The organism is Streptomyces sp. NPDC051684 (assembly GCF_044453445.1).
In the GTDB taxonomy this organism is placed as follows: Bacteria; Actinomycetota; Actinomycetes; order Streptomycetales; family Streptomycetaceae; genus Streptomyces.
Genome location: NZ_JBITCS010000018.1, coordinates 17,946 through 44,681, shown reverse-complemented (window position 1 = coordinate 44,681; position 26,736 = coordinate 17,946). Strand labels below are relative to the sequence as shown.

Here is a 26,736-nt window from a genome sequence, read left to right as displayed (position 1 = left end):
GCCGTACGTACGCGCCGCGCACGCGGGGAGCGTTCCGACAGGTGCCGGGAGGGCAGTGCCGGGATCTCCGTGTTGCATCGTTGCGTGGTTATCTGGGGTCGGCGTCACTTTAGTCCACGGTGCCGCCCGGTCAATCAACCGGTCGCCCCGGCGCACTGCGCGTCGCGGCCGCCGCGCCCCGATGCCGCGAACCGGGTGAATTCACCCGAGCGGCCGAGGTCGCGCCCCCTCTGTGGGGTCGCTCACAACAAGGCTCAATGATGTTCTTTGTCCCCTCTCACAGCGGGCCCCGACCAGGCGTGACGGCTACCGTCATAGTCATGACGACTTCTGCTCACCTCCCCTCAGGAGCCCCCTCCGAAGGCGCCATACCCGCCGACGGCAGCGTGACCGACCGCCTCGTCGACGCGAACGGGCGGTACGCCGACGCGTTCACCGACCCCGGCATGGATGCCCGCCCCGTACTGCAGGTCGCGGTTGTCGCCTGCATGGACGCCCGCCTCGACCTGCACGCCGCCCTCGGCCTGGAGCTCGGCGACTGCCACACGATCCGCAACGCGGGCGGCGTCGTGACCGACGACGTGATCCGCTCCCTCACCGTCAGCCAGCGCGCGCTCGGCACCCGCAGCGTGGTCCTCATCCACCACAGCAACTGCGGCCTCGAAGGCCTGACCGAGGACTTCAGGACCGACCTGGAGATGGAGGTCGGACAGCGTCCCACCTGGGCCGTCGAGGGCTTCCGCAATGTCGACCAGGACGTGCGCCAGTCCATCCAGAAGGTGCGCACCTCCCCGTTCCTGCTGCACACCGACGACGTGCGCGGCTTTGTCTTCGACGTGAAGACGGGGCTGCTGCGGGAGATCGAACCGGCCTGACACCCCCTCCGATCGCGCTCGGCCTTCCTCTCAAAAGGTCCTAAGCCCTGACATATCGCGGCCAGTTGTCCACAGGCGAGTGACACGAACCGGTAACGCCAACAAGAATGCGTGTGTGACATCCGCACGAGCGGCGAACATCTCGTGCGCGCTGTCCGTGTATCGGGGTGGGCCGGTTCGCGCCGCAAGAGCGTCGGCCCGGAAAGTACGGGCCGAGGAGGGCCGGGTGACGACCTATGACGATCGAGCGAGCCTCACTGATCTGACCACCACCGCGGAGCGCGTGCGCGGGTCGGTGGAGGGTGTGATCGAGGGCAAGCCGGAGGTCGTAAGGCTCTCGCTGACCGTGCTGCTCGCCGAGGGGCATCTGCTCATCGAGGACGTGCCCGGCGTCGGCAAGACGATGCTGGCGAAGGCGCTCGCGCGGTCCATCGACTGCTCGGTGCGCCGCATCCAGTTCACGCCCGACCTGCTGCCGTCGGACATCACCGGTGTGTCCATCTGGGACCAGCAGCGCCGGGACTTCGAGTTCAAGCCGGGCGCGATCTTCGCGCAGATCGTGATCGGGGACGAGATCAACCGCGCGTCCCCGAAGACGCAGTCCGCGCTCCTGGAGTCCCTGGAGGAGCGCCAGGTCACCATCGACGGGCAGACGTACGAACTGCCCAGCCCGTTCATGGTGGTGGCCACCCAGAACCCGGTCGAGATGGAGGGCACCTACCCGCTGCCCGAGGCCCAGCGCGACCGCTTCATGGCCCGCGTCTCCATCGGCTATCCGAGCCCGGAGGCCGAGCTGCAGATGCTGGACGTGCACGGCGGCGTGAACCCGCTGGACGACCTCCAACCGGTGGCGCACGCGCATGAGATCGTGAAGCTCATCGACGCGGTGCGCACGGTCCATGTGGCCGACGCCGTACGGCGCTACGCGGTGGACCTGGTCGCCGCCACACGCAGCCACCCCGACCTCAGACTCGGCGCATCCCCGCGCGCGACGCTGCATCTGCTGCGCGCGGCCAAGGCGGCCGCGGCCCTCGCCGGCCGCGACTACGCGCTGCCGGACGACGTGCAGACGCTGGCCGTGGCGGTCCTGGCGCACCGTCTGCTGCCCACCGCGCAGGCCCAGTTGAACCGGCGCACCGCCGAGCAGGTCGTCACCGACATCCTGCAGCGCACCCCGGTCCCGGCCGCCGAGCCGCGCGCCGCGCAGACCTACGATTCGACGACTCCCCCGCTGTACGGCCAGCAGCCGCCCGGTTCCCGGAGGCTCTGATGGTGTCGGGGGGACACATCGGGGCCCACGCACCGGATCCGGGGGGCGGATTCACGGACGGCGGTGCGGGCAGGAACGTCGGCGACCGGAGCGGTCTGCGCACCGCCCTCGCCGGACTCACCACGCGCGGCCGTTCGTTCCTGGCCGCCGGCATCGCGGCGGGCATCTGCGCGTACGTCCTGGGGCAGAGCGATCTGCTGCGGGTCGGCCTGCTGCTCGCGGCGCTGCCGCTGGTGTGCGCGGGCGTCCTGTACCGCACCCGCTACCGGGTCGCGGGCAGCCGCAAGCTCTCCCCCGCGCGCGTACCGGCGGGTTCCGAGGCGCGCGTGCATCTGCGCATGGACAACATCTCCCGGCTGCCGACCGGCCTGCTGATGCTCCAGGACCGGGTGCCGTACGTGCTCGGGCCGCGGCCCCGGTTCGTCCTCGACCGGGTCGAGGCGGGCGGCCGCCGAGAGGTGTCCTACCGGGTCCGCTCCGACCTGCGCGGCCGCTATCCGCTCGGCCCGCTGCAACTGCGCCTCACGGACCCCTTCGGCATGTGCGAACTGACCCGGTCCTTCTCGACGCACGACAGCCTGACGGTGATCCCGCACGTGACGGCGCTGCCTCCGGTGCGGCTCACCGGTGAGGCCAAGGGGTACGGGGACGGGCGGCAGCGCTCGCTCGCGCTGGCCGGCGAGGACGACGTGATCCCGCGCGGCTACCGGTACGGGGACGATCTGCGGCGCGTCCACTGGCGCTCCACCGCGCGCTACGGCGAGCTGATGGTGCGCCGCGAGGAGCAGCCGCAGCGGGCCCGCTGCACCGTGCTGCTCGACACCCGCACGCCCGCCTTCCAGGGCGCCGGTCCCGACTCGGCCTTCGAATGGGCGGTCTCCGGCACCGCCTCCGCCCTGGTGCACATGCTCGAACGCGGCTTCTCCGTCCGGCTGTTGACCGACACCGGCACCGCGGTGCCGGGCGAGGGCACCGACGGCTTCGCGGGCGCCAGCCAGGAGTCGGCCGACGCGGCGGGCCTGATGATGGACACGCTCGCCGTCGTCGACCACTCCGACAGCGGCACGCTCTCCGCGGCGTACGACGTGCTGCGCGGCGGCAACGAAGGGCTGCTGATCGCCTTCTTCGGCGACCTGGACGAGGAGCAGGCCTCCGTCGTCGCCAAGATGCGCCGCCGCAGCGGTGGCGCGCTCGCCTTCCTCCTGGACAGCGGCTCCTGGACCCAGGGTCCCGGGGCGCCGGTCTCGGAGCGCTGCACCGAGCGGCTGCGGATGCTCCAGGAAGCCGGCTGGACCGCGGTGGCCGTGCCGCACGGCGCGTCCCTCGAGGAGCTCTGGCGGCAGGCGGACCGGGAGCGTACGGGGCTGTCCGCCCCGGCCGGTCCCCCGGACGCCCCGAACATCTCAGGGGGTTGGTCATGAGCGGCGGCGCCCGCCTGTCGATCTGCGCCACGCTGGCCACGTTCCTGGCCTCGTGCGCGCTGCTCCCGCTGGTCGAACGGTCCACCTGGCTGATCCAGCTCGCGATCCTGTTGGTGATCCAGGCCGCGGTCGGCGCGCTCACCCGCAGGGTCCCGCTCGCCCGCCCGCTGACGGTGGCGGCGCAGGCCCTGGTGTCGCTGCTGCTGCTCACCGTCCTGTTCGCCCACGAGCAGGCGCTCGGCACGCTCCTGCCGGGCCCCGAGGCCTTCCGGCACTTCGGCCTGCTGCTCGAGACGGGCGGCGAGGACGTGGGCCGGTACGCGATACCGGCGCCGCTGACCGACGGCATCCGGCTGATGCTGGTGGGCGGCGCGCTGGTGATCGGCCTGTTCGTGGACGCCCTCGCGGTGACGTTCCGCAGCGCGGCCCCTGCCGGGCTGCCGCTGCTCGCCCTGTACTCGGTCGCCGCGGGTCTCTCCGAGGGCGGCGCCGACTGGCTGTGGTTCCTGCTCGCGGCCGGCGGCTACCTCCTGCTGCTGCTCGCGGAGGGGCGCGACCGGCTCTCCCAGTGGGGCCGGGTGTTCGGCGGCGCCGGGCGGGCGCCCGGCGCGTCCACGCCCGTACAGGAGGGCGGGCGCGGCGCCCTCGCCCCGGTCCGCACCGGCCGCCGCATCGGCGCCGTCGCCCTGGGGCTCGCCCTGGTGGTGCCGCTCGCCCTGCCCGCCCTGGACGGCGGGCTCCTCGGCCCGTCCGGCAGCGGGGTGCGCGGCGGTGCCGGGGGCGGCGGCACGATCTCCGCGGTCAACCCGCTGGTCTCGCTGCAGAACAGCCTGAACCAGCCGGAGGACCGGGAGGTGATGACGTACCGGACGAACGCGGACCAGACGTCCGACATGTATCTGCGGATCGTCGCGCTCGACGAGTTCGACGGCACGACCTGGCGCCCCTCGGTACGCAGCATCGACGACGTGCCGTCCACCCTGCCGGACCCGCCGGGCCTGGGCGCCGACGTGCGCAGGACCCAGGTGCGGACAAGCATCTCGGCGGCCAACTGGTACGCGCAGGACTGGCTGCCGATGCCCTATCCGGCGACGAAGGTGGGGATCGACGGGCGCTGGCGCTTCGAGCGGGTCGGCCGGACCCTGGTCGGCGACCACGGGCAGACCACGCGCGGGCAGACGTACACCGTCGACAGCCTGATCGTGCGGCCGACACCGCAGCAGCTCGCCGACGCGGGAACGCCACCGGGCGGCATGGTCCGCGAGTTCACCAAGGTGCCCGCCTCGCTGCCCGACGTGGTGCGCACGACCGCGCTCAAGGTCACCGAGGGCGCGTCGAACAACTACGAGCGCGCCGTGAAGCTGCAGGACTACTTCGCGGTCAACGGCGGCTTCACGTACAACACGGAGGTGCGGGCCGGCAGCGGCAGCGCCGCGATAGCCCGGTTCCTGAAGCAGAAGGAGGGCTTCTGCGTCCACTTCTCGTTCTCGATGGCCGCCATGGCGCGCACGCTGGGCATTCCGGCCCGTGTCGCCGTCGGTTTCACGCCGGGCGTGCCCGCGGGCGAGGGGAAGTACTCGGTGGGCCTGCGCGACGCACACGCCTGGCCCGAGCTGTACTTCGAGGGCGTCGGCTGGACCCGCTTCGAGCCCACGCCGAACCGCGGCACGGCTCCCGACTACACGGTGGCGGAGAGCCCCGAGGGCAGCTCCAGCAACCCGGCGGCACCCAGCGCGTCCGCCTCCGCCGCGCCCACGGCCCCGGAGCCCTCGGCCTCGCAGAGCTGCTCGCTGGCCCAGCGCAAGGAGGGCAGCTGCGGCAACACCGCCCCGGCGGTCGTCGGCGGCTCGCCGGACGACGGGCCGCCGGTCGGCACGATCGCCGCGGTGTCCCTGATCGCGCTGCTGGTCGTCGCGGTGCCCCTGCTGCCGATGCTGTGGCGCAGGCGGGTCCGGGCCGTGCGGCTCGGCGCGGCGGGCCGCACGGACGCCGACGCCGCCGATCGCACCTTGGCCGCCTGGCGCGAGGTCACGGACACGGCATGGGACCACGGCATCGGTCCTGACGACTCGCTGACCCCGCGGACTGCGGCCGCCCGCATCGCCCGGATCGGCGAACTCGAACCCGAGGCCGCCGACAGCGTGCACCGGGTGGCCGCGGCGGTGGAGCAGGTCCTGTACGCGCCGCGGCCCCGGCCCACGTCGGGTCTGGGCGAGGACGTACGCCGCCTGCACGACGATCTGCACGCGAAGTCGAGCCGGTCGACACGGCTGCGTGCGACGTTCGCACCCCGCTCGGCCGTCCGGGTGGTGTGGGCGGCGGCGCGGCGCTGGGAGGCGTTCACGCTGAGCGTGCGCGCCCGGTTCACCCGGCCGACGCGACCGACCCGGCAGGAAGGCTGAACCGGCCGGGAAGGCCGAACCGGCCGGTTACGCAGAAAGGGTGACCGCGCGACGCGGTCACCCTTGGTGCATGGTGTGAGGGGGCGGGCGGCTTACCGCCTGTTGCTCAGCGGCCGCCCTGCTCGTCCCTGCGGCGCTGCCAGCGCTGCTCGATGCGGTCCATCATGGAGCGCTTCTGCTTGCCCTGCCGTCGGGCCGGCGGTGCGCCCGCGCCAGGCACGGCTCCGGCTGCTCCGGCCGCCGGCTGCTCCCCTGGTTTCGGGGCCTTGCGCCAGCCGGTGACGGCGAGCACCGCACATCCCAGCATGACGAGGAATCCCACCACGCTGATCCAGATCTGCTGCGCGACCATTCCTGCCATGAGGAGCGCGATACCCACCAGGAAGCCCACGACTGCCTGGTAGACCCGACGTCGGGTGTATGTACGCAGCCCGCTTCCCTCAAGCGCTGTCGCGAACTTGGGATCTTCGGCGTACAGCGCTCGCTCCATCTGCTCGAGCATGCGCTGCTCGTGCTCCGAGAGCGGCACGGAGTCCTCCTCATCGTGCAGTCGCCGGGGCGACCGGGGGTCCCCTTCAGGATAGGCAGGGAATCGCCCCCGTGAAACCCGCCCCTCTACGCCAACATTCGCCATTGCCGACCGCGACACGGCGCTCCGGCTCACAGGGCGACATGCCCCAGCGGCCGACCCGTCATGCCGGACGGTCTCCTCAGATCATACGGCGCCGAGCCGCCGATCGGGGGGCCTGTGGCGTACTCCATCAATCGCTGCGCCGCTGATCAGCGAGCAACTTCCGGCCATCGGCCGATGTGCTCAGCCCTCTTCGGCCACTCGCTTCTCACCGAGCACGTGCAGCTGCGTGGCCACTGCATGGAAAGCGGGCAGCTCCGCGGCGGCCGCCTCGAGCTTCAGCAGCTCCTGCTGCGCGCTCGGTTCGGTGTCCACGAGGACGCCGGGGACGAGGTCCGAGAAGACCCGCACGCCGTGCACCGCGCCGACGTCCACTCCGGCGCCGCCGAGGAGTTCCTTGAGCTGCTCGGCCGTGAAGCGGCGCGGCACCGGGTCGCCCTCGCCCCAGCGGCCCGCCGGGTCGTCGAGCGCCTGCCTGGCCTCCTTGAAGTGCCCGGCGAGGGCCCGCGCGATGACGGCGCCGCCGAGGCCCGCGGCGAGCAGGCTGAGCACGCCGCCGGAGCGCAGCGCGCCCACGGCGTTGCGCACGCCCTCCGCCGGCTCCTCCACGTACTCGAGGACGCCGTGGCACAGGACCGCGTCGTACCCGTCACGCTCGACGACGTCGAACAGGCCGGAGACATCGCCCTGGACGCCGCGCACCCGCTCGGCGACGCCGGCCTCGGCGGCCCGGCGCTCCAGCGCGAACAGCGCGTTCGGGCTCGGGTCGACGACGGTGACGCGGTGGCCCAGCTGGGCGACCGGCACCGCGAAGTTGCCGCTGCCGCCCCCGGTGTCGAGGACGTCGAGGACCTCGCGCCCGGCCGACTTGGCGCGGCGGTCGAGGGCATCCTTGAGGACGTCCCAGACCACGGCGGTACGGAGGGAGGCGCGGGGCCGCGAGGAGTCGGAGCGCGGTGACGTGGTTCGCGGGTGGTGATCCGACACGGCAGGTGACTCCTCGGGGCGGCTCCGACCGGCGGCGGAGCAAGTACTGGTTCGGGCGCCTCCACCCTAATGGGCGCGGCCCGGCGCCCACGCCATCCGTGCGCACGGATGGCGTGGGCGCTATCCGGCGTCCTGCACCCTCCCGCGGCTCGTGCGCCCGTCCTCCTCCTGCCGGGGCTGGGGCAGCACCGGCTGCAGCACGAGCGCGCGCTCGACGAGGCGCAGGAACATCGCGACGTCCCGCAACAGGTCGTCGGCGTCGCGCGCGGTGGCCGCGTCGCGGATGCCCGCCTCCGCGCGGGCCCGCTTGGTGGCGCCGGAGGCGAACAGGGCGCTCCACTCCGCCAGTTCGGGAGCTATCTCGGGGAGCACCTCCCACGCGCTGCGTATCTTGGCGCGGCGCCTGGGCGTGGACTCGGGCCTGCCGCGGGCCGCGAGCACGGCGGCGGCGGTGCGCAGCGCGGCGAGGTGGGCCGTCGCGTACCGCTCGTTCGCCGTCTCCAGCGCGGACGCCTCGTCGAGTCCGGCGCGGGCCTGGGCGAGCAGATCGAGGGCGGCGGGCGGGGCGCCGGCCCGGCGGAGGACCGGGTGGATGTCGCTCGCCGGTCCGGTGGGTGAGGGGGCAGGTCCGGTGGCGCCGCGGCGGGTGGCAGCTGTGGTGGGTGCCCTGTGTCCAGCCATGACGAACCTCCTGTCGTCTGTGTGACGGCGCTGTGGCCGTATGTGCCCATCGTGGGGTACGCCACTGACAATCGGCTCCGACCAGGCATTTTGCTTCGACCGAAAGTTCGGGCTAGCTTTTGCACTGACCAGTCAGTTCAAAGATGTGCCCAGGGGGGACCCATGGACGGCCCGGCGAGCGGGGCGACGAATCCAGACAGCGCGGACGCGCACGGGGCGGCGGCAGGAGCCTCGGTGGCGGCCACGGGGTTCGGCCTCAAGGGACCGCGGGGCTGGGCCTTCCGCGGTGTCGACGTCGACGCGGCGGCGGGCTCGCTCGTCGCCGTCGAGGGCCCCTCCGGCAGCGGGCGCACCTGCCTGCTGCTCGCCCTGACCGGGCGGATGAAGCCGAGCGAGGGCACGGCGCGGGTCGGCGGGATGCGGCTGCCGAAGCAGCTGACCGCCGTGCGCAGGATGAGCGCGCTCGCCCACGTGCCCGGCGTCACCGAGCTGGACCCTGCACTGACCGTGGCGGAGCACCTGCGGGAACAGGCGCTGCTGCAGCGGAGGTTCGACGGGACGTTCCGCGGGCTGCTGCGCACGCCCGCCGAGCGGCGGGCCGAGGCGAGCCTGCGCATCGACGCCGCGCTCGCCGCCGCGGGGCTGGACACCGAGACCCTGCCGAAGGGCTCCCGCACTTCCGTGCGCGACCTGGAGCGCCTGGAAGCGCTGCGCCTGTCTCTGGCGCTCGCGCTCATCGGCCGCCCGCGCCTGATCGGCGTCGACGACACGGACCTGAAGCTCGCGGACGCCGAACGGGCCGAGATCTGGACCCAGTTGCGGTCCGTGGCCGGCTCCGGGACGACGGTCGTCGCCGTGTGCAGCGAGGCCCCCGAAGGAGCGGTCGTCTTGTCGACCGCCCCGGTGAGCACGACGGACGACACCACGAACGACACCTCGAACGACCCCGTGAAGGAGACGGCCGATGCGCTCGCCGAAGCTCGCCGCGCTTGAACTCAGGCGCTTCGGCAGGGGAAAGCTGCCGCGTGCCGCACTCGTCGCGCTCCTGCTGCTGCCGCTGCTCTACGGGGCGCTGTACCTGTGGTCGTTCTGGGACCCGTACGGGAAGCTCGACAAGATCCCCGTGGCACTCGTCAACGACGACAAGGGCGCGTCGGCAGCGGGCCAGAAGATCAGCGCGGGCGACGACATCACCAAGGGCCTGTACGACAGCGACACCTTCCAGTGGCACGAGGTCAGTTCCGCGCAGGCGAAGCAGGGCGTGGAGGACGGCACGTACTACCTGTCGCTGACCATGCCGGAGGACTTCAGCAAGCGCATCGCGTCGAGTTCGGGCGAGTCGCCCGAGACCGGCGCCCTTCAGGTGCGCACCAACGACGCGAACAACTACATCGTCGGGCAGATCTCCCGGACGGTCTTCTCCGAGGTGCGCTCCGCGGCGTCCACCAACGCGTCGCGCTCGTTCCTCGACAAGATCTTCGTGTCCTTCTCGGACATCCACGACGCCACGAAGAAGGCGGCCAAGGGCGCGGACCAGCTCGAGGGCGGCATCGGCAGGGCCAAGAAGGGCTCGAAGGACCTCGCCGACGGCCTCAAGGACGCCAAGAAGGGCAGCGGCGACCTGGAGAGCGGCCTGACGAAGCTCACCACCGGGGCCGGTGACCTGGAGTCGGGCTCCCGACAGGTCTCCGACGGCACGCAGTTGCTCGCCGACAAGGTGAACGGCGCCGCCGATCAGGTGCGCCCCTTCCTGAAGGGCAACAAGAAGGCGATCGCCGACACGGCACGCCTGGTCGCCGACTCCGCCAAGGGCGTCCGGCACAACCTGGACGACCTGGTGAGGATCGCCCCCACCGCGCGCACGGGCGCGCACGCCGGCTCGGACGCCCTGGACGCGGTCTACGAGAGGCGCTGCGAGAAGTCGGTCATCGACGACCCGGCCTGCCCCGACCTGAAGAAGGCGAAGACGGCGGCGAACGACGTCGCCACGATCTCCGACGACCTGAACACGCTCATCCAGGACGAGCACGGCGACCTCGGTGCGATGGACAGCCATCTGGCCACCCTCCAGGAGCAGTCCGAGAACCTGGCCAGGCACGCCCCGACGCTCGACCAGGACGTCGAGAACGCGGTCGCCCAGATCAACAAGCTCAACGACGGGGCGGGACAGGTCGCGGCGGGCGCCAAGAAGCTGCACACGGGCCTCGGCACGGCACACACCGGTTCGACGGAACTCGACGCCGGGGTCGGCCGGTTGACGACCGGCGCGGACGACCTGAACGGCGGCATGTTCCAGCTGGCCGACGGCTCGGGCGAGCTCGCGGGCGGGCTGCACGACGGCGTGCAGAAGATCCCCGACTACGACAAGAAGGACCGTGACCAGCGCACCGGCGTGATGGCCGACCCCGTCAAGCTGGCCTCCCAGTCGCTGCACAAGGCGCCCAACTACGGGACGGGCTTCGCCCCGTACTTCATCCCGCTCTCCCTGTGGGTGGGCGCGATGGTCGCCTACATGCTGATCCAGCCGATGAACCGGCGCGCCCTCGCGGCCGGCGCCTCGTCCTGGCGGGTGGCGTTCGCGGGCTGGCTGCCGGTGGCCGCGCTCGGCTGCCTCCAGGTGGCTGCCCTGATGTCCGTACTGCACTGGGCGCTCGGCCTCGAAATGCTGCACGCGGCGGGCACGGTCGGCTTCCTGGGCCTCGTCACGGCGTGCTTCGCGGCGATCGTGCAGTGGCTGAACGCGCGCTTCGGGGCGGCGGGCCGCATCCTCGTGCTCGCCTTCCTGATGCTGCAACTGACGTCGGCGGGCGGCACGTATCCCGTGCAGACGAGCCCCGGCTTCTTCAACGCGCTCCACCCGTTCCTGCCGATGAGCTACGTCGTGGAGGCCCTGCGGCGGCTGATCTCCGGCGGTGACCTCGGACCGGTGTGGCAGGCCTGCGTGGTGCTCACGGCGTTCACGGCGGGCGCGCTCGCCCTCACCGCGTGGACGGCACGGCGCAAGCAGGTGTGGACGCTGGACCGGCTGCACCCGGAGCTGAGCCTGTGAGCGCGCCCACCGCCGCTCCTGTGAGAATCAGGGGCATGGAAAGCAGCACACGGCGTCAGGCCACGCGGCAGAAGCTCTACGAGGCCGCGGTCACGCTCATCGCGGAGCAGGGCTTCTCGGCCACGACGGTCGACGAGATCGCCGAGCGGGCCGGGGTCGCGAAGGGCACGGTCTACTACAACTTCGCCAGCAAGTCGGTCCTCTTCGAGGAGCTGCTGCGGCACGGCGTCGGGCTCCTCACCGCCTCCCTCCGGGAGGCGGCACGGAAGGCGGACGAGAACGGCGGCAGCAAGGTCGACGCACTGGACGCGATGATCCGTGCGGGCCTCGTGTTCATCGACGAGTACCCGGCCTTCACCCAGCTCTACGTAGCCGAGCTGTGGCGCACCAACCGTGCCTGGCAGTCCACGCTCGCCGTGGTCCGCCAGGAGGCGGTGGCCGTGGTCGAGGGCGTCCTGCGGGCCGCTGTGGACGGCGGCGAGCTGAGCGAGGAGATCGACGTGCCGCTCACGGCGGCGGCACTCGTGGGCATGGTCCTCGTGGCCGCCCTGGACTGGCAGGCGTTCCAGCCCGAGCGCTCGCTGGACGATGTGCACGGCGCGCTCTCGCTGCTGCTCCAGGGGCGCGTGGGTGGCGGGCAGCCGCTGACGGGCAAGGCCTGAGGGGCGCGGCACCGGCACCGGCACCGGCACCGGCACAAATGAAGCGCCGGTCCGGCAGGGCCTGTGGTCGTTCTCAGGCCTCACCGGACCGGCGCATCCCCCGTGGATCCCCCGTTTCCCCCGTTGGATCCCCCGTACTTCCCCCGTTGGACCCCCGTTCGGTCTCCCCAGGGTCCCCCGTACTCACTCCCGCCCTTGCGGGCGAGAGGAGCGGCAAGAGGCACTCGATCCGTTCCGCCGCCCCGTGTCGGCGGTGCCGCATCCGTGCCCCTCTCCGTGCCCACCACTCTTCCGTCTGCGCAGGTCGGCCCCATCCGCGTACCTACTCATCTCCCCGACTAGGTACGGATACTCAGTCGTGCGCGCTCAGGCCCAGCCGGACTCCGTGCCTGCACTCACCGGTCCGCGGGGCCGGAACGACCTGACGGCGGCGTTGTCAGTGGTGGCGGATAAAGTCCCTGGCATGGCACGAATTGCGGTGATCGGCGCGGGGTTGGGCGCCATGGCGGCCGCCGCTCGGCTGGCCGTCGCGGGCCACCGACCGGTGGTCTTCGAGCGCGCGTCGACGTACGGCGGCTCCCTTGGCCTCCTCGAGCGCGACGGCTTCGCGTTCGACACCGGCCCGGGGCTGCTCCATCTGCCCGCGGTCCCCCGGGACTTGTTCCTCAAGACCGGCAAGGAGCCGCTGGAGGACCTCGTCGTCCTCACCCAGATCGAGCCCGCGGTGCGGCACGTCTTCGCGGACGGCACGACGGCGGACCTGCCGAACGCGCGGCGCGGAGGCGTCGCCGAGGCGCTGGACGCGGCGGTCGGCCCCGGCGCCGGCGGGCGCTGGTCGGCGTTCATGGGCCGCGCGCGGGAGGCCTGGGACCGCTCGCGGCGCCCGCTGCTGGAAGAGCCGCTGTGGCCGAACTGGCAGGTTCTCGCCGACCGCGAGCCGTACCCCGCGCTCGTGCACAAGCGGGTCCTGCGCAAGGACCGCGCGGCGCGGACGCTCGCCGAGATCGGCGTGCTGGAGCTGGGCGGTGAGCCGCGCCTCGTGGCGCTCCTGGAGCAGTACGCGCTGGCGTCCGGCCTCGATCCCCGTGCGGCCCCCGCGAGCGCGGCCGTGCTGCCCTACATGGAGCAGACCTTCGGCACGTGGGCGGTGACCGGCGGGATGCGGGCCCTCTCGGACGCCGTGCACGCGCGCTGCCTGAAGCGGAAGGTCGAGTTCAGGTTCGGCTCGGTCGTCACCCGGATCGTGGAGAAGGACGGGCGCGCGGCCGGCGTGGAGCTGGCCGACGGCACGGTGGAGGACGCCGAGTTCGTGGTGGCGGGCGTCGCTCCTGGCGTCCTGAGCGGGCTGCTTCCGGGGCGGACCGTGCGCACCGAGGGCCCGGCCCAGCGCGAGGCGTCGTGGCCGAGCCGCCTGACCGTGCACCTCGCGCTGCGCGGCGCCCGGCCGGAAGGCACCCCGCACCGGACGGTCGTGCACGCGGCGGACCGGGACGCGGAGTTGGCCTGGCTCTTCGAAGGCGGCCCGGCCCCCCAAGGACCGACGGTGGCGGTGCTGCGCACCGGGGACCCCGCCGGGGTGCCCGACGCCGAGCACGAGGCGATCACCCTCACGGTGACCGTTCCGGCCCACGCGCGCGTGGCCGAGGCCGATGTGGAGCGGGTCCTCACGGCGGCCGAGCACGCGGTCCCCGATCTGCGCGAGCGGCTGCTGTGGCACGAGGTCCGCACCCCTCAGGACATCGCCGAGGCCACGGGGGCCGAGGGCGGCGCGGTGCCCGGCCCCGCGCTCGCGGCGGCGCGCGGCGAGCTGCTGCACGCGCCGAACACGACGGCGCTGCCCGGCCTGACGACCGTGGGCGGCTGGTCCCACCCCGGCGGCGGACTGCCGCACGCGGGCATGTCCGGCGCGCTGGTGGCGGGCCTGATCGTAGAAGGCCCGGACTTCCAGGGCTCGCAGTGAGCTCTGGAGGTCCGGGCCCTCGTCGGCCGGCTCAGTACCGGTACTGCTGTTCGTTGTACCCGTTGTTGTCGTACCCCGCGTTCGGGTCGTGCTGCGGGTACGCCGGGTACTGCTGCTCGGGCGGCAGTTCACCGCCGTAGTTCTGCTGCTGCCCGTCGCCGTTGCGCTGCTGCGGCACCCAGACGCCGCCGGGAGGCGTCTCCCCGCCGTAGCCCGCGGCCGTCGCGTACGGGTCGGCATAGCCCTGCCCGGTGGCGTACGGGTCGCCGTACTGGGGCTGCGCCGGGTAGCTCTGGGTCCCGATGTACGGGTCGGAGTACGGGGCGGAGTACGGCTGCTGCGCCGGGTCGTAGCCGTAGCTCTGCTGGTCGTAGCCGTAGGCCCCGGCGTCGTAGCCGTAGTCCTGCGCCGCGTGGGCGGTCGGGGCGTAGGCCGTGTCCTGGTAGACGCCGTACTGGCTGGTGTCGTCGGGCATCGGCTCGGGGGCGTACACCGCCGTGCTCTCGGCCGCCGACTCCGGGACCGGCGCGTACTCCTGCGGCGCCGGTTCGTACTCCAGGTCGGAGACCTGGAGCGTCGGCTCCTGGTGCAGCTCCTCCTCGGAGTGGCGGCGTCCGCCGCCCAGGCCGGGCACGCTCGGCGCGCCCTTGATCGACCAGCCCGCGGCGAACCCGCGGCGGAACGACAGCGTGACGTACGTCTGCCCGATCGCGAACGCGATGGCGCCGGCCCCGATGACGATCACCGAGGGCACCAGAACGCCGATCACGACGCCGAGGAAGCCTCCGAAGGCGAGCAGCCGCCAGCGCAGCCGTGCCTTGTACTGCAGCAGGACCTCACCGAGGAGCCACAGTGCCACCAGTCCGAACGCGACATAGAGGACCGCCCAGCCCATGTACGCCCCTCTCGTACGGCCGTAGCCCTTGTGGGTACGGCGAAATCAGCCCCGCTCTTGGTGCAGGCCCAGGTTCTCGTAGATCTCCAGCGTCGCAGTGGAGTTGTTGAGCGTAATGAAGTGCAGACCCGGCACTCCCTCGTCAAGCAGCTTGGCGCAAAACTCCGTAGCGAACTCGATGCCAATGGAGCGTACAGCGGCGGGATCGTCTTTTGCTGTGAGGATTCGCTCTTTCAACTCCGGGGGGAAGTCCGCGTTGCTCAACTTGGGCAGGCGTTCGAGCATGCGCACGCTCGTCACCGGCATGCACTCCGGGATGATCGGAGTCTCGCAGCCGGCCGCGGCCACCTTGTCGCGCAGCCGCAGATACTCCTCCGGGTAGAAGAACATCTGCGTGATCGCGTAATCGGCGCCCGCGCGGCACTTGTCGACGAAGTGCCGCACGTCGGAGTCCCAGTCCGCCGAGCGCGGGTGCATCGCGGGGAATGCCGCGACCCCGACGCAGAAGTCGCCGGACTCCTTGATCAATTCAACGAGTTCGGCCGCGTACGTGAGGCCTTCGGGGTGCGAGATCCAGTCGCCCATGGGGTCGCCGGGCGGGTCACCGCGGACGGCGAGCATGTTCCGGATCCCGGCGTCGGCGTACTGGCCGATGATGTTGCGCAGTTCGGCGACCGAATGTTCGACGGCGGTGATGTGGGCCACCGGCGTCAGCGTCGTGTCGGCGACGATCTGCTGCGTCTCCTTGACGGTGCCCGCACGCGTGGAGCCGCCCGCGCCGTACGTCACGGAGACGAAGTCGGGCGAGACCGCCTCCACCCTGCGCAGGGCGTTCCACAGGTTGCGCTCGCCCTTCGGGGTCTTCGGCGCGGAGAACTCGAACGAGAAAGCCGTTTTTCCGGGCGCGAGCATGTCACGCACAGTGCGGGCGCGATCAGTCCTGGTGGAAGCAGTACCTAGGGCCATACGGGCAGGTTACTGACCGATATCCAAAGGCCCTAATCCCCGTCCACCTTGCGGACAGGCGGGCCGGGCGGCCGTTACCGGTGAGTACCTTCACGGCCGCGCACGTCACACGGCACGCAGTCGCTTGGCGAACTCGGCCGTCGCGGCGGCCGGGTCGTCGGCCTCCGTGATGGCCCGGACGACGACGGCCCTGCGGGCGCCGGCCTCCAGCACCTCGTCCAGGTTCGCGAGGTCGATGCCGCCGATCGCGAACCAGGGGCGGTCCGTGTCCAGGCCCGCCGTGTACCGCACCAGGTCGAGGCCCGGCGCGTACCGCCCGGGCTTGGTCGGGGTCGGCCAGCAGGGGCCCGTACAGAAGTAGTCCACGCCCTCCTGGACGGCGGCCGCCGCGGCCTCGTCCTCGGCGTGCGTGGAGCGGCCGATCAGCACGTCCTCGCCGAGGATCGCGCGGGCGGCGGGGACCGGCAGGTCGCCCTGGCCCAGGTGCAGCACGTCGGAGCGGGTCGCGTGGGCGACGTCCGCGCGGTCGTTGACCGCGAAGAGCTTGCCGTGGCGGCGGGCCGCGTCGGCGAACACCTGGAGGTGCTCCAGCTCCTCGCCGGCCTCCATGCCCTTGTCGCGCAGCTGCACGATGTCGACGCCGGCGGCCAGCACGGCGTCGAGGAACTCCGGCAGATCGCCCTGACGCCTGCGCGCGTCGGTGCACAGATAGAGCCGTGCGTCGGCGAGCAGCGCGCGCTTGGAGTCCGCCATGAAAGTCCCCCCGTGGGTCGTGCGGTGTCGGTGGCGTGCGCACCACGAGGGTCGCGGTGCGCACGCCGGACGGTTGTCGTCAGGTCAGACGGCGAGCGCCTGGGCGCGGCGCTTCACCTCCGTGCCGCGATTCTCGCTCAAGGCCTGCGCGGGCGTGCCCGGCAGGCTCGGGTCGGGGGTGAAGAGCCACTCCAGCATCTCTTCGTCGCTGAAGCCGTCGTCCCTCAGGACCGTCAGGAGGCCGACGAGCCCCTTGACGATCTTGTCGCCGTCGATGAAGGCGGCGGGCACGTGCAGTGCCCTGTTCTCACCGCGGCGCACGGCGATCAGCTGGCCTTCCTTGACCAGCTGCCGCACACGCGTCACCTCGACATCGAGCTGTTCCGCGATGTCGGGGAGGGTGAGCCAGGCGGGGACGAGAGCATCGATCTTTGCGTCAATCTCGGTCACAGGACAAGCGTGCCATCCCGGACTGACACTCGGAAGCCGGGCCGGTGCGGATGGGCCACGGCTCCTCCCGTTTCACCCCGCTCCGTCACGCTTTGGAGGGCCCCTGAGGCGTGGGACTCACGCCACCGCGGACTTCAGAGGACGGGCCGGATCCGCGAGCAACCGCGGGTCGAGCGGTGCCCCCGACTGGATGAGCTTGCGTCCCTGGGCCAGGTCACGCGGCTTGCCGACGGCGAGGACCGCCACCAGGGCCCCGTCGCGCAGCCAGCACACCGACCAGGCGGCACCGGCGGGGTCGCCGCGCCACACCGTCGCGTCGGCGCCCTCGTGGTGCCCCGCGTACTGCACGAACCGGCCGAACTGCTCGGACCAGAAATAGGGCACCGGGTCGTACACCGCCGGGGTCACACCGACGATGTTCGCCGCCACCGTGCGCGGCCCCTGCAGCGCGTTGTCCCAGTGGTGGACCATCAGGCGCTGCCCGTAGCGCCCCGAGGGGAACGAGGAGCAGTCCCCCACCGCGTACACGTCGGGCACGGAGGTGCGCAGCCCCTCGTCCGCGAGGACCTCGCGGTGGGCACCGAGCTCGATGCCCGAGCCGGCCAGCCAGCGGGTGGCGGGGCGGGCGCCGATGCCAACGACGACGGCTCCCGCGGGCAGCCGCGTGCCGTCGTCGAGGACCACGACGCCCGGTTCGATGCGCTGCACGCGCGCGTGGGTGCGCAGCTGGGCCCCCGCGTCGGCGTACCAGGTCGCCATGGGGGCGGCGATCTCGGCGGGCAGCGCCCCGGCCAGCGGCCGCTCGGCGGCCTCCACGACGGTGACCCGGCAGCCGGCCTCGCGGGCCGCGGTGGCGAACTCGGCGCCGATCCAGCCGGCGCCCACGACCACCACGTCGTGCTGCTCGGCGAGGACGGGCCGCAGCAGCTCGGCGTCGTCGAGCGTGCGCAGCAGATGCACACCGGGGGCCGCCCCCGCGCCCCCCGGCAACTGGACCGGCTCGGCGCCGGTCGCGACGACCAGCACGTCGTACGGGACCGGTCCCTCGGCGGTGTCCAGCTCATGGTCGCCGGGCCGCAGCCCGGTCACCTCGCGGCCCAGCTCCAGGGAGACGCCGAGCGCCTCGAAGTCCACGTCGAAGGCCGAGCCCTCGGCCTTGCCGAGCAGCACCGCCTTGGACAGCGGTGGCCGGTCGTACGGCTGGTGGGGCTCGGCACCGAGCAGGGTGACCGCGCCGGTGAAGCCCTGTTCGCGCAGCGCCACGGCGGTCTGCACTCCGGCCATGCCCGCGCCCACGATGACGACGTTCCGCTGCCCCGAAGGCGCTCCGCTCCCGCTCCGCTGCTCACTCACGGGATCAACCTTAGGCACCCGATCTTGCCGCGGTCAGCGGTGCGGGCCACTCCCGGGCCGTGACGTCCTGCACACGCGTCGGCGGTTTACCGATCAAGAGGAAGGTCGGCGCCGCCGGACTCACTCCTGGTCGAGCAGTTCCTCGACCGCGCTGGTTCCGCTGCCCTCCTGCGACTCCCACTCCCAGGTCTCGTCGAGGCGCACCCGGCCGTCCGGGAGCTCGGACACGAGCGAGACACAGTGCCCGGAGGCGGTCGTCCCGTCGGTCTTCAACTGCACGTAACGGAAGTCGAGCCGGTCGCCCGTGCGCGTCCCCACGAGGTGACCCTGCACCACATCACCGCCCACGTAGGCGGCCGAAACGAGGCCGTCCTCCTCCTGGTAGGCGAAGCGGGTGCTCGTGCCCACCTGGCCCGGGGCCTGGTCGGCGACGGGAGACATCAAGAGACCTTCGAGAGATCGGGCCACGGGTCGGTACTCCCTTACTGGAGGGTGTGGTCAACGGCTAGGGTGGCCAACGTAGAGCACTCGCGGGAGCCCGTACGCAGCGGGCTGAGAGGGAGGCTGGAGCGGCCTTCGACCGTACGAACCTGATCCGGGTCATACCGGCGAAGGGAGGGGCTTGACGCCCATGTCGTCGACGCCATCCGTTCATTCGCACCACACGCACACCTGCGACGTCCTCGTCGTCGGTGGCGGCATCATCGGTCTGGTCACCGCCTGGCGGGCCGCGCAGCGCGATCTTTCCGTCGCGGTCGCGGACCCCGAGCCCGGCGGCGGGGCCGCCCAGGTGGCGGCCGGAATGCTGGCCGCCGTCACCGAACTGCACCACGGCGAGCAGACGTTGCTCGGCCTCAACCTGGAGTCCGCGCGCCGCTACCCGGACTTCGCGGCCGAGCTGTCCGAGGCCACCGGGCAGGACCTCGGCTACCGCGCCTGCGGCACGCTCGCGGTCGCGCTCGACGCGGACGACCGCGCCCACCTCCGTGAACTGCACGCGCTGCAGACGAAGTCGGGGCTCGAGGCCGAGTGGCTCTCGGGCCGCGACTGCCGCCGCCTCGAACCGATGCTCGCGCCCGGCGTGCGCGGCGGACTGCGGGTCGACGGGGACCACCAGATCGACCCGAGAAGGCTCGCGAGCGCCCTCGTGACGGCCTGCGAGCGCTCCGGCGTGATCTTCCACCGGTCGTGGGCCGAACGGCTGCGTGTCGTCCGCGACCGGGCGCGCGGCGCAGTCCTCGCCGACGGCACCGAACTCGCCGCGGGCCAGGTGGTCCTGGCGGCCGGCAGCCGCGGCGGACAGCTCGCGGGCGTGCCCGACGCGGTGCTCCCGCCGGTGCGCCCCGTCAAGGGCCAGGTGCTGCGCCTGACGGTGCCGAAGCGGTACGCGCCCTTCCTCAGCCGCACGGTCCGGGCGGTCGTCCGCGGCGGCAACCTCTACCTGGTGCCGCGCGTCAACGGCGAACTGGTGGTGGGCGCCACCAGCGAGGAACTCGGCTGGGACACCACGGTCACCGCGGGCGGCGTCTACGAACTCCTGCGGGACGCCCACGAACTCGTCCCCGGCATCACCGAACTGCCGCTCACCGAGACCCGCGCGGGCCTGCGCCCCGGCTCCCCCGACAACGCCCCGCTCCTGGGGCCGACCGCCCTGCCGGGCCTCCTCCTGGCGACAGGGCACTACCGCAACGGCGTGCTCCTGACGCCGATCACCGGCGACACCATGGCGCACGCCCTGACCACCGGTGAACTTCCGGAAGAGGCCCGCCCGTTCACGCCGAAGCGCTTCGGCACAGCCCTCGTGGAGCAGCCCGCATGAACGTCCACGTCAACGGCGAGCCGCGCACGGTGACCGCGGGCACCACGCTCGACCTGCTGGTCACCACGCTCACCACCGCACCCCAGGGCGTCGCCGCCGCGCTCAACGAGACCGTCGTCCCCCGCACCCAATGGCCCGCCACGGCGCTCTCCGAAGGAGACCGCGTCGAGGTCCTCACGGCCGTCCAAGGAGGCTGAACCGTCCATGGCCGACGACACTTTCGTCCTCGGGGGCGAGTCGTACTCCTCCCGCCTGATCATGGGCACGGGAGGGGCACCCAGCCTCGACGTCCTGGAGCGCTCCCTGGTGGCCTCCGGAACCGAACTCACCACCGTGGCGATGCGCCGCGTGAACGCGAACGTGCACGGCTCGGTCCTCTCCGTCCTGGAGAAGCTGAACATCCGGGTGCTGCCGAACACGGCGGGCTGCTTCACCGCGGGAGAGGCCGTCCTGACGGCCCGCCTCGCGCGCGAGGCGCTCGGTACGGACCTGGTGAAGCTGGAGGTGATCGCCGACGAGCGCACCCTGCTGCCCGATCCGATCGAGTTGCTCGACGCGGCGGAGACGCTGGTGGACGACGGCTTCACGGTCCTGCCGTACACGAACGACGACCCGGTCCTGGCCCGCAAGCTGGAGGACGTCGGCTGCGCGGCAATCATGCCGCTCGGCTCCCCCATCGGCTCCGGGCTCGGCATCCGCAACCCGCACAACTTCCAGCTGATCACCGAGCACGCGCGCGTACCGGTGATCCTGGACGCGGGCGCCGGCACCGCCTCCGATGTGACTCTCGCCATGGAACTCGGCTGCGCGGGTGTGATGCTCGCCTCGGCGGTGACCCGCGCACAGGAGCCCGTCCTCATGGCCGAGGGCATGCGGCACGCGGTGGAGGCGGGTCGCTTCGCGTATCGGGCGGGGCGGATTCCGAAGCGGCACTTCGCGGAGGCGTCTTCTCCTTCGGAGGGGCGGGCGGTGCTTGATCCGGAGCGCCCGGCGTTCTCGGCGGCCCGCACCGTGTGACGGTCTCGGGGCTCCGATCCGGACCCCGCGCCTCAAACGCCGGCGGGGCTTGATGGTGGTCACAGCTCTGCTGCAGTACGGCACCGGCCTCACGGCACGGAGTCCGGGTGTCGGTCACTCCTCGTACACTCGCCTGCGTGGACACGACCCTTCAGGACCCGTTGCTCGGGCATGTGCTCGACGGCCGGTACCGCGTCGACGCGCGCATCGCGGTCGGCGGGATGGCCACGGTCTACCGGGCCGTGGACACCCGCCTCGACCGCGTGCTCGCGCTCAAGGTGATGCACCCCTCGCTGGCCGCCGACGCCTCGTTCGTGGACCGTTTCATCCGCGAGGCCAAGTCGGTGGCCCGCCTCTCGCACCCCAATGTGGTGGGGGTCTTCGACCAGGGCACCGACGGCGCGTACGTCTATCTGGCGATGGAGTACGTCGCCGGCTGCACCCTGCGCGACGTACTGCGTGACCGGGGTGCGCTGCGGCCCCGCGCCGCCCTCGACATCCTGGAGCCGGTCCTCGCCGCGCTGGGAGCGGCCCACCGCGCGGGCTTCGTACACCGCGACATGAAGCCGGAGAACGTCCTGATAGGGGACGACGGCCGGGTGAAGGTCGCGGACTTCGGCCTCGTACGCGCGGTGGACACCGTCACGAACACCACGGGCGCCGTCCTCGGCACGGTCTCGTACCTGGCGCCCGAGCAGATCGAGAACGGCACGGCGACACCGAGCGTGGACGTCTACGCGTGCGGCGTCGTGCTCTACGAGATGCTCACGGGAGGCAAGCCGCACGCGGGCGAGTCCCCCGCCCAGATCCTCTACAAGCACCTCCACGAGGACGTGCCCCCGCCCTCGGCGGCGGTCCCCGGCCTCCCCTACGAGCTGGACGAGCTGGTCGCGTCGGCGACGGCCCGCACCCCCGAGGTGCGCCCGCACGACGCCGTGGCGCTCCTCGCGCACGCCAGGCACGCCCGCTCGACGCTCACGGACGCCCAGCTGGACGCGGTGCCGCCGCAGGCGCACGACACCGAGCACGTGGGGGCCGACGACCGTACGAGCGTGATCCCGCGCGCGCTGGGCACCGCCGTACAGCTGCCGCTGCCCACGGAGGCCGCGGACCAGGCGCGGCTCAACCGGACGAGCCGCCTGGAGATGCCGCCGACCCCGCCGCCCACGGCCCCCGCATCGCCCCGCGGCGGCGGTCGCGGGCGCGGCCCGCAGCGGCGCACGCTCGCGATCCTCGCGGCGGTCCTGCTGGTCCTCGGCCTCGGCACCGGCGTCTGGTACATCAACTCCGGCCAGTTCACGAAGGTCCCCTCCGTCCTCAACCAGACGCAGACGCAGGCCGAGAAGCGCCTCACGGAGGCGGGCCTGGAGCGGGGCACGGTCACGCGCGCGTACAGCGACACATACAAGCGCGGCACCGTCATGGACAGCGACCCGGGTTCGGGCGACCGCATCCGCAACGGCGGGGCGGTCGATCTGACCGTGTCCAGGGGCTCCAAGACCGTGAAGGTCCCCGATCTCAGCGATACTCCGCTGGACGCCGCGAAGAGCGAGCTCAAGAAGCGCGACCTCGAACCGGGCATGATCACCAAGAAGTTCAGCGACCAGATCACCAGGGGCTCGGTGATCAGCACGGATCCCGGCGCGGGCGGCACCCGCAAGGCCGGCTCCGCCGTCGCCCTGATCGTCTCCAAGGGCTCCCCCGTGGACGTCCCCGATGTCACGGGCGAGTCCGAGCAGGACGCCATCGCCGACCTGGAGGACGCGGGCCTGAACGCCGAGATCTCCACGAAGCGGGTCAACTCCGAAGAGGACAAGGGCAGCGTCGCCCGGCAGTCCCCCGACGAGGGCAAGCAACTCGCCGAGGGTGACACGGTGACGCTGACGATCTCCAAGGGCCCCGTCATGGTCGAGGTCCCCGATGTCACGGGCCAGAAGGTCGACGAGGCGAAGTCGCAGCTCACCGCGGCGGGCTTCGAGGTGGAGGAGAACCGCGGACTGCTCGGCCTGTTCGGTGACACCGTCAAGAGCCAGTCGGTGGAGGGCGGCGACGAGGCCCCCAAGGGCTCCAGCATCACGATCACCATCCGCTAGCCACGGCCCGGCCCCGGGCGTTCGAACGCCCATGACACCCTGGGCCGGGTGAACAGCAGCATCCGCAATCCGATCGGCGGCCATGTCCCCGTGGCCGGCGGCCTCGCGAGCGTTGGGCTCTCCTACGCGCGTGACCTCAAGGCCGAAACCGTCCAGGTCTTCGTGGCCAACCCCCGCGGCTGGGCCACCCCGCCCGGCAATCCCAAGCAGGACGAGGACTTCCGCGCCCAGTGCGCCGAGGCGGACATCCCGGCGTACGTCCACGCCCCGTACTTGATCAACTTCGGCTCGCACACCGAGGCGACCGTCGACAAGTCCGTGGACTCCCTGCGCCACTCGCTGCGCCGGGCCCGCGCGATCGGCGCGCTCGGCGTCGTCGTGCACACCGGCTCCGCGACCGGCGGCCGGGAGCGCGAGGTCGCCCTCGCGCAGGTCCGCGAGCGCATGCTGCCGCTGCTCGACGAGCTGACCCACGACGACGACCCTTTCCTGCTCCTGGAGTCGACCGCGGGCCAGGGCGCCTCGCTGTGCTCGCGCACCTGGGACTTCGGCCCGTACTTCGACGCCCTCGACCGCCACCCCAAGCTGGGCGTCTGCCTCGACACCTGCCACATCTTCGCGGCGGGCCACGACCTCACGGGCCCGGCCGGCATGAAGCAGACCCTCGACCTGCTCGTCGACACGGTCGGCGAGGGCCGCCTCAAGCTGATCCACGCCAACGACTCCAAGGACGTCGTGGGCGCCCACAAGGACCGGCACGAGAACATCGGCACCGGCCACATCGGCGAGGAACCGTTCCGCGAGCTGATGGCCCACCCCGCGACCGAGAACGTTCCCCTGGTGATCGAGACGCCCGGCGGCAAGGAGGGGCACGCGGCCGACGTGGAACGCCTGAAGAAACTTCGCGCCTGAGGAATACCCCTAGGGGGTATCTGGGTTACCTTGGTGTCAGCATCCGCAGCGAGCACTGGGGGAACCATGCAGCACGAGACGCACACCGGGCACGAGGACCCCGCCCAGCACGAGCACCACGGCGCACACGGCGCCGGCGGCAAGGTCACCTGGTCCATGGCCGCCCAGGCCACCCTGCACTGCCTCACCGGCTGTGCCATCGGCGAGGTCCTCGGCATGGTGATCGGCACCGCGCTCGGCTGGGGCAACGTACCGACGATGATCCTGGCGATCGTGCTCGCGTTCTTCTTCGGCTACTCGCTCACGCTGCGCAGCGTCCGGCGCGCGGGCGTCGACTTCAGGACGGCCTTCCGGATCGCGCTCGCCGCGGACACGCTGTCCATCGCGGTCATGGAGCTGATCGACAACGGCGTCATCGTCCTGTGGCCGAGCGCCATGGACGCCCAGCTCTCGGACGCCCTGTTCTGGGTCGCGCTCGCGGTGTCCCTGGCGATCGCCTTCGTGGTGACGACCCCGGTCAACCGCTGGATGATCGGCCGCGGCAAGGGCCACGCGGTGGTGCACCAGTTCCACTGACCCCCAGGGGGTACCCCGGTGCGGAGCCCGGAGAGCGGCCTAGAACTCGGGCCCTTCTCCGGGCTCCTCCTGGTACGAGTACCGCTGCTCTTGCCACGGGTCGCCCACGTTGTGGTACCCGCGCTCCTCCCAGAACCCGCGCCGGTCCGCGGTCATGTACTCGACACCGCGCACCCACTTCGGCCCTTTCCAGGCATACAGGTGGGGCACCACGAGACGCAGCGGGAAACCGTGCTCCGCGGTGAGCAGTTCGCCGTCCTTGTGCGTGGCGAAGATGGTCCGCTCGGAAGCGAAGTCGGACAGCCGCAGGTTGGACGAGAATCCGTACTCGGCCCACACCATCACATGGGTGACGTCGGGCCCGGGAGGGGCGAGCTCCAGGATCGTGGAGGCGCGGACGCCGCCCCATTCGGCGGCAAGCATGCTGAACTTCGTGACGCAGTGCAGGTCGCCGAGCACGGTCCCGTATGGCAGTGCCGAGAACTCCTCGTGGTTCCAGCAGTGCTTGTCACCGTCGGCGGTGGAGCCGAAGACCCTGAACTCCCAGCGCTCGGGCCGGAACTTGGGCACCGGGCCGTAGTGCGTGACGGGCCAGCCGCGCTGCAGCCGCTGCCCCGGTGGAAGCTCCGGCTGCACTGCTCCCCCAGACTCGCGACCCACCGGATGACCCATGCCTCCATCCTGACAGACCCCGGGCAGTGGACGTGACCACGCCCACCTCCGCGGAGCCGCCGCAGGGCCGCCACGGGCATTGATTCGGGCAACTCCTACTAAGCGTGCACTTACTGGACGCACTCACGTGCCGGTGCAAGGATGCGCGAAACCTGCCCAGTAACCGCTTGGAAGGAGCCTCTGCGATGCAGGGCGACCCCGAGGTCATCGAGTTTCTCAACGAGCAGCTGACGGCCGAGCTCACGGCGATCAATCAGTACTTCCTGCACGCGAAGATGCAGGACAACTTCGGCTGGACGAAGCTCGCGAAGTACACCCGCTCCGAGTCGTTCGACGAGATGAAGCACGCGGAGGTGCTGACCGACCGGATCCTGTTCCTGGACGGGCTCCCCAATTACCAGCGGCTCTTCCATGTACGGGTCGGCCAGACGGTCACGGAGATGTTCCAGGCCGACCGGCAGATCGAGGTCGAGGCGATCGACCGTCTGAAGCGGGGCATCGAGCTGATGCGCGGCAAGGGCGACATCACGTCCGCGAACATTTTTGAATCGATCCTCGAGGACGAGGAGCACCACATCGACTACCTGGACACGCAGCTGGAGCTGGTGGAGAAGCTGGGTGAGGCGCTGTACATCGCGCAGCTCATCGAGCAGCCGGAGAGCTAGGGCTTGTCGTTTGGATCAGGCCGGATCAGGGAGCGGGGCCTGGTGCGTGCGATCGCAAGGCGGAGGAGGGAGGCGACGCGGAGCGTCGTCGACCGACGACAACGCCGCGAGCGTGCGTGCCAGGCCCCGCGAGCCCGGCCTGATCCAAACGACAAGCCCTAGGCCGATCCCGGTAGCTAGGCCGCTTCCGGCAGCTGGGTCGGCGTCGCCTGCGGCGCGAGGGCCACGGCCGCTTCGCCCTGCTCGACGAGTTCCCGACGGGGGCAGGCGCCCCGGCCGAGCAGCGCCTGGATCCGGCGGACGCAGGAGCCGCAGTCCGTGCCGGCCTTGCAGGCCGACGCTATCTGGCGGGGGGTGCAGGCACCGTCCTCCGCGTGCTTCTTGACCTGCGCCTCGGTGACACCGAAGCAGTTGCAGACGAACACGCGGCTCACCTCCCGGTCGAGCGTCGTCGGGACTCATAGGTAGTGCCGTCCCGATTGATCGGTGAGGCTAACCTAACCTTACCCGCCGGACCGGATGCACAAAAGTGCCGTGGGGGGGGGGGGGGGGGGTGGGGGGCCCCCCCCCCCCGCGGGGGGGTGGGGGGGGGGGGGGGGGGGGGGGGAGGACGACCCCCCCCCACAG

General features: G+C 71.9%; 26 protein-coding genes and 1 riboswitch. Of the genes, 15 read left to right on the top strand and 11 right to left on the bottom strand.

Annotated elements, in window-relative coordinates; all coding sequences use genetic code 11:
- Positions 1-257: 257 nt before the first annotated feature.
- The 4 genes from ACIA8D_RS22260 to ACIA8D_RS22245 all read left to right on the top strand — a co-directional run bounded on the left by ACIA8D_RS22260 (position 258) and on the right by ACIA8D_RS22245 (position 5,968).
- A complete protein-coding gene (locus tag ACIA8D_RS22260) occupies positions 258-875 on the top strand; it encodes a beta-class carbonic anhydrase (RefSeq protein WP_399234667.1) in 618 nt (205 codons plus the stop codon).
- A gap of 226 nt (positions 876-1,101) precedes the next feature.
- The gene (locus ACIA8D_RS22255; protein WP_399234867.1) at positions 1,102-2,145 is read left to right on the top strand and encodes an AAA family ATPase; all 1,044 of its coding nucleotides are present in this window, start codon (positions 1,102-1,104) and stop codon (positions 2,143-2,145) included.
- On the top strand, positions 2,145-3,566 hold the full coding sequence (locus ACIA8D_RS22250) for a DUF58 domain-containing protein (protein ID WP_399234665.1): 1,422 nt from the start codon (positions 2,145-2,147) through the stop codon (positions 3,564-3,566). The genes ACIA8D_RS22255 and ACIA8D_RS22250 overlap by 1 nt, the downstream gene beginning before the upstream one ends.
- Complete coding sequence (locus ACIA8D_RS22245) at positions 3,563-5,968, top strand: DUF3488 and DUF4129 domain-containing transglutaminase family protein (RefSeq protein ID WP_399234663.1); 2,406 nt, start codon at positions 3,563-3,565, stop codon at positions 5,966-5,968. Before ACIA8D_RS22250 ends, ACIA8D_RS22245 begins: the two co-directional genes overlap by 4 nt.
- A gap of 106 nt (positions 5,969-6,074) precedes the next feature.
- Here the strand turns inward: ACIA8D_RS22245 and ACIA8D_RS22240 are convergent, their stop codons facing one another.
- The 3 genes from ACIA8D_RS22240 to ACIA8D_RS22230 all read right to left on the bottom strand — a co-directional run bounded on the left by ACIA8D_RS22240 (position 6,075) and on the right by ACIA8D_RS22230 (position 8,267).
- Positions 6,075-6,497, bottom strand: a complete 423-nt coding sequence (locus ACIA8D_RS22240) for a DUF3040 domain-containing protein (protein ID WP_399234661.1) — start codon at positions 6,495-6,497, stop codon at positions 6,075-6,077.
- Between the two features lie 285 nt (positions 6,498-6,782).
- Complete coding sequence (locus ACIA8D_RS22235) at positions 6,783-7,586, bottom strand: class I SAM-dependent methyltransferase (RefSeq protein ID WP_399234660.1); 804 nt, start codon at positions 7,584-7,586, stop codon at positions 6,783-6,785.
- Positions 7,587-7,706: 120 nt separating this feature from the next.
- Positions 7,707-8,267, bottom strand: a complete 561-nt coding sequence (locus ACIA8D_RS22230) for an SAV_6107 family HEPN domain-containing protein (RefSeq protein WP_399234658.1) — start codon at positions 8,265-8,267, stop codon at positions 7,707-7,709.
- A gap of 162 nt (positions 8,268-8,429) precedes the next feature.
- Here ACIA8D_RS22230 and ACIA8D_RS22225 point away from each other — a divergent pair, with 162 nt between their 5' ends.
- From ACIA8D_RS22225 to ACIA8D_RS22210, 4 genes are all read left to right on the top strand, one after another.
- Positions 8,430-9,260 (top strand): ATP-binding cassette domain-containing protein, encoded by an 831-nt coding sequence (locus ACIA8D_RS22225; RefSeq protein ID WP_399234656.1) that lies wholly within the window; start codon positions 8,430-8,432, stop codon positions 9,258-9,260.
- Positions 9,232-11,316: a YhgE/Pip family protein gene (locus ACIA8D_RS22220; RefSeq protein WP_399234653.1), complete on the top strand. Its 2,085-nt coding sequence runs from the start codon at positions 9,232-9,234 to the stop codon at positions 11,314-11,316. Before ACIA8D_RS22225 ends, ACIA8D_RS22220 begins: the two co-directional genes overlap by 29 nt.
- A 35-nt stretch (positions 11,317-11,351) precedes the next feature.
- Entirely contained in the window at positions 11,352-11,978 is a 627-nt protein-coding gene (locus ACIA8D_RS22215) for a TetR/AcrR family transcriptional regulator (protein ID WP_399234650.1), read from the top strand.
- Between the two features lie 463 nt (positions 11,979-12,441).
- Complete coding sequence (locus tag ACIA8D_RS22210) at positions 12,442-13,938, top strand: phytoene desaturase family protein (RefSeq protein ID WP_399234649.1); 1,497 nt, start codon at positions 12,442-12,444, stop codon at positions 13,936-13,938.
- A 31-nt stretch (positions 13,939-13,969) separates the two neighbouring features.
- Here the strand turns inward: ACIA8D_RS22210 and ACIA8D_RS22205 are convergent, their stop codons facing one another.
- The 6 genes from ACIA8D_RS22205 to ACIA8D_RS22180 all read right to left on the bottom strand — a co-directional run bounded on the left by ACIA8D_RS22205 (position 13,970) and on the right by ACIA8D_RS22180 (position 18,823).
- Positions 13,970-14,833, bottom strand: coding sequence for a hypothetical protein (locus ACIA8D_RS22205; RefSeq protein ID WP_399234648.1), 864 nt, complete (start codon positions 14,831-14,833; stop codon positions 13,970-13,972).
- Between the two features lie 45 nt (positions 14,834-14,878).
- A complete protein-coding gene (gene metF / locus ACIA8D_RS22200; protein ID WP_266720542.1) occupies positions 14,879-15,799 on the bottom strand; it encodes a methylenetetrahydrofolate reductase [NAD(P)H] in 921 nt (306 codons plus the stop codon).
- Positions 15,800-15,904: 105 nt separating this feature from the next.
- Positions 15,905-16,552, bottom strand: coding sequence for a thiamine phosphate synthase (thiE, locus tag ACIA8D_RS22195; protein ID WP_399234646.1), 648 nt, complete (start codon positions 16,550-16,552; stop codon positions 15,905-15,907).
- A gap of 84 nt (positions 16,553-16,636) precedes the next feature.
- Positions 16,637-17,002 carry an Rv2175c family DNA-binding protein gene (locus ACIA8D_RS22190; protein ID WP_399234645.1) on the bottom strand — a complete coding sequence of 122 codons (366 nt, stop codon included), beginning with the start codon at positions 17,000-17,002 and terminating at the stop codon, positions 16,637-16,639.
- Between the two features lie 117 nt (positions 17,003-17,119).
- Positions 17,120-18,355 carry an NAD(P)/FAD-dependent oxidoreductase gene (locus tag ACIA8D_RS22185; protein ID WP_399234643.1) on the bottom strand — a complete coding sequence of 412 codons (1,236 nt, stop codon included), beginning with the start codon at positions 18,353-18,355 and terminating at the stop codon, positions 17,120-17,122.
- A 120-nt stretch (positions 18,356-18,475) separates the two neighbouring features.
- Positions 18,476-18,823, bottom strand: a complete 348-nt coding sequence (locus ACIA8D_RS22180; protein ID WP_399234642.1) for a hypothetical protein — start codon at positions 18,821-18,823, stop codon at positions 18,476-18,478.
- A gap of 52 nt (positions 18,824-18,875) precedes the next feature.
- Positions 18,876-18,989, top strand: a riboswitch (TPP riboswitch).
- Here ACIA8D_RS22180 and thiO point away from each other — a divergent pair.
- The 6 genes from thiO (at position 18,987) to ACIA8D_RS22150 (ending at position 24,772) form a co-directional block, all read left to right on the top strand.
- The gene (thiO, locus tag ACIA8D_RS22175; RefSeq protein ID WP_399234640.1) at positions 18,987-20,174 is read left to right on the top strand and encodes a glycine oxidase ThiO; all 1,188 of its coding nucleotides are present in this window, start codon (positions 18,987-18,989) and stop codon (positions 20,172-20,174) included. It overlaps the preceding riboswitch by 3 nt.
- Positions 20,171-20,371, top strand: coding sequence for a sulfur carrier protein ThiS (gene thiS, locus ACIA8D_RS22170; RefSeq protein WP_399234639.1), 201 nt, complete (start codon positions 20,171-20,173; stop codon positions 20,369-20,371). The genes thiO and thiS overlap by 4 nt, the downstream gene beginning before the upstream one ends.
- A 7-nt stretch (positions 20,372-20,378) precedes the next feature.
- Positions 20,379-21,191: a thiazole synthase gene (locus tag ACIA8D_RS22165; RefSeq protein ID WP_399234637.1), complete on the top strand. Its 813-nt coding sequence runs from the start codon at positions 20,379-20,381 to the stop codon at positions 21,189-21,191.
- A gap of 137 nt (positions 21,192-21,328) precedes the next feature.
- A complete protein-coding gene (gene pknB, locus ACIA8D_RS22160) occupies positions 21,329-23,284 on the top strand; it encodes a Stk1 family PASTA domain-containing Ser/Thr kinase (protein WP_399234636.1) in 1,956 nt (651 codons plus the stop codon).
- Positions 23,285-23,332: 48 nt separating this feature from the next.
- On the top strand, positions 23,333-24,196 hold the full coding sequence (locus ACIA8D_RS22155) for a deoxyribonuclease IV (protein WP_399234634.1): 864 nt from the start codon (positions 23,333-23,335) through the stop codon (positions 24,194-24,196).
- A 66-nt stretch (positions 24,197-24,262) separates the two neighbouring features.
- Positions 24,263-24,772, top strand: a complete 510-nt coding sequence (locus ACIA8D_RS22150; protein ID WP_399234633.1) for a DUF4396 domain-containing protein — start codon at positions 24,263-24,265, stop codon at positions 24,770-24,772.
- Positions 24,773-24,811: 39 nt separating this feature from the next.
- On the opposite strand, the gene ACIA8D_RS22145 is transcribed toward ACIA8D_RS22150, so the two are convergent.
- Positions 24,812-25,444 carry a sulfite oxidase-like oxidoreductase gene (locus ACIA8D_RS22145; RefSeq protein ID WP_399234631.1) on the bottom strand — a complete coding sequence of 211 codons (633 nt, stop codon included), beginning with the start codon at positions 25,442-25,444 and terminating at the stop codon, positions 24,812-24,814.
- Positions 25,445-25,629: 185 nt separating this feature from the next.
- Between ACIA8D_RS22145 and bfr the strand changes: the two genes are divergently transcribed.
- Entirely contained in the window at positions 25,630-26,109 is a 480-nt protein-coding gene (gene bfr / locus ACIA8D_RS22140) for a bacterioferritin (protein ID WP_399234629.1), read from the top strand.
- Between the two features lie 176 nt (positions 26,110-26,285).
- On the opposite strand, the gene ACIA8D_RS22135 is transcribed toward bfr, so the two are convergent.
- The gene (locus ACIA8D_RS22135; RefSeq protein WP_399234627.1) at positions 26,286-26,543 is read right to left on the bottom strand and encodes a bacterioferritin-associated ferredoxin; all 258 of its coding nucleotides are present in this window, start codon (positions 26,541-26,543) and stop codon (positions 26,286-26,288) included.
- Between the last annotated feature and the right edge of the window lie 193 nt (positions 26,544-26,736).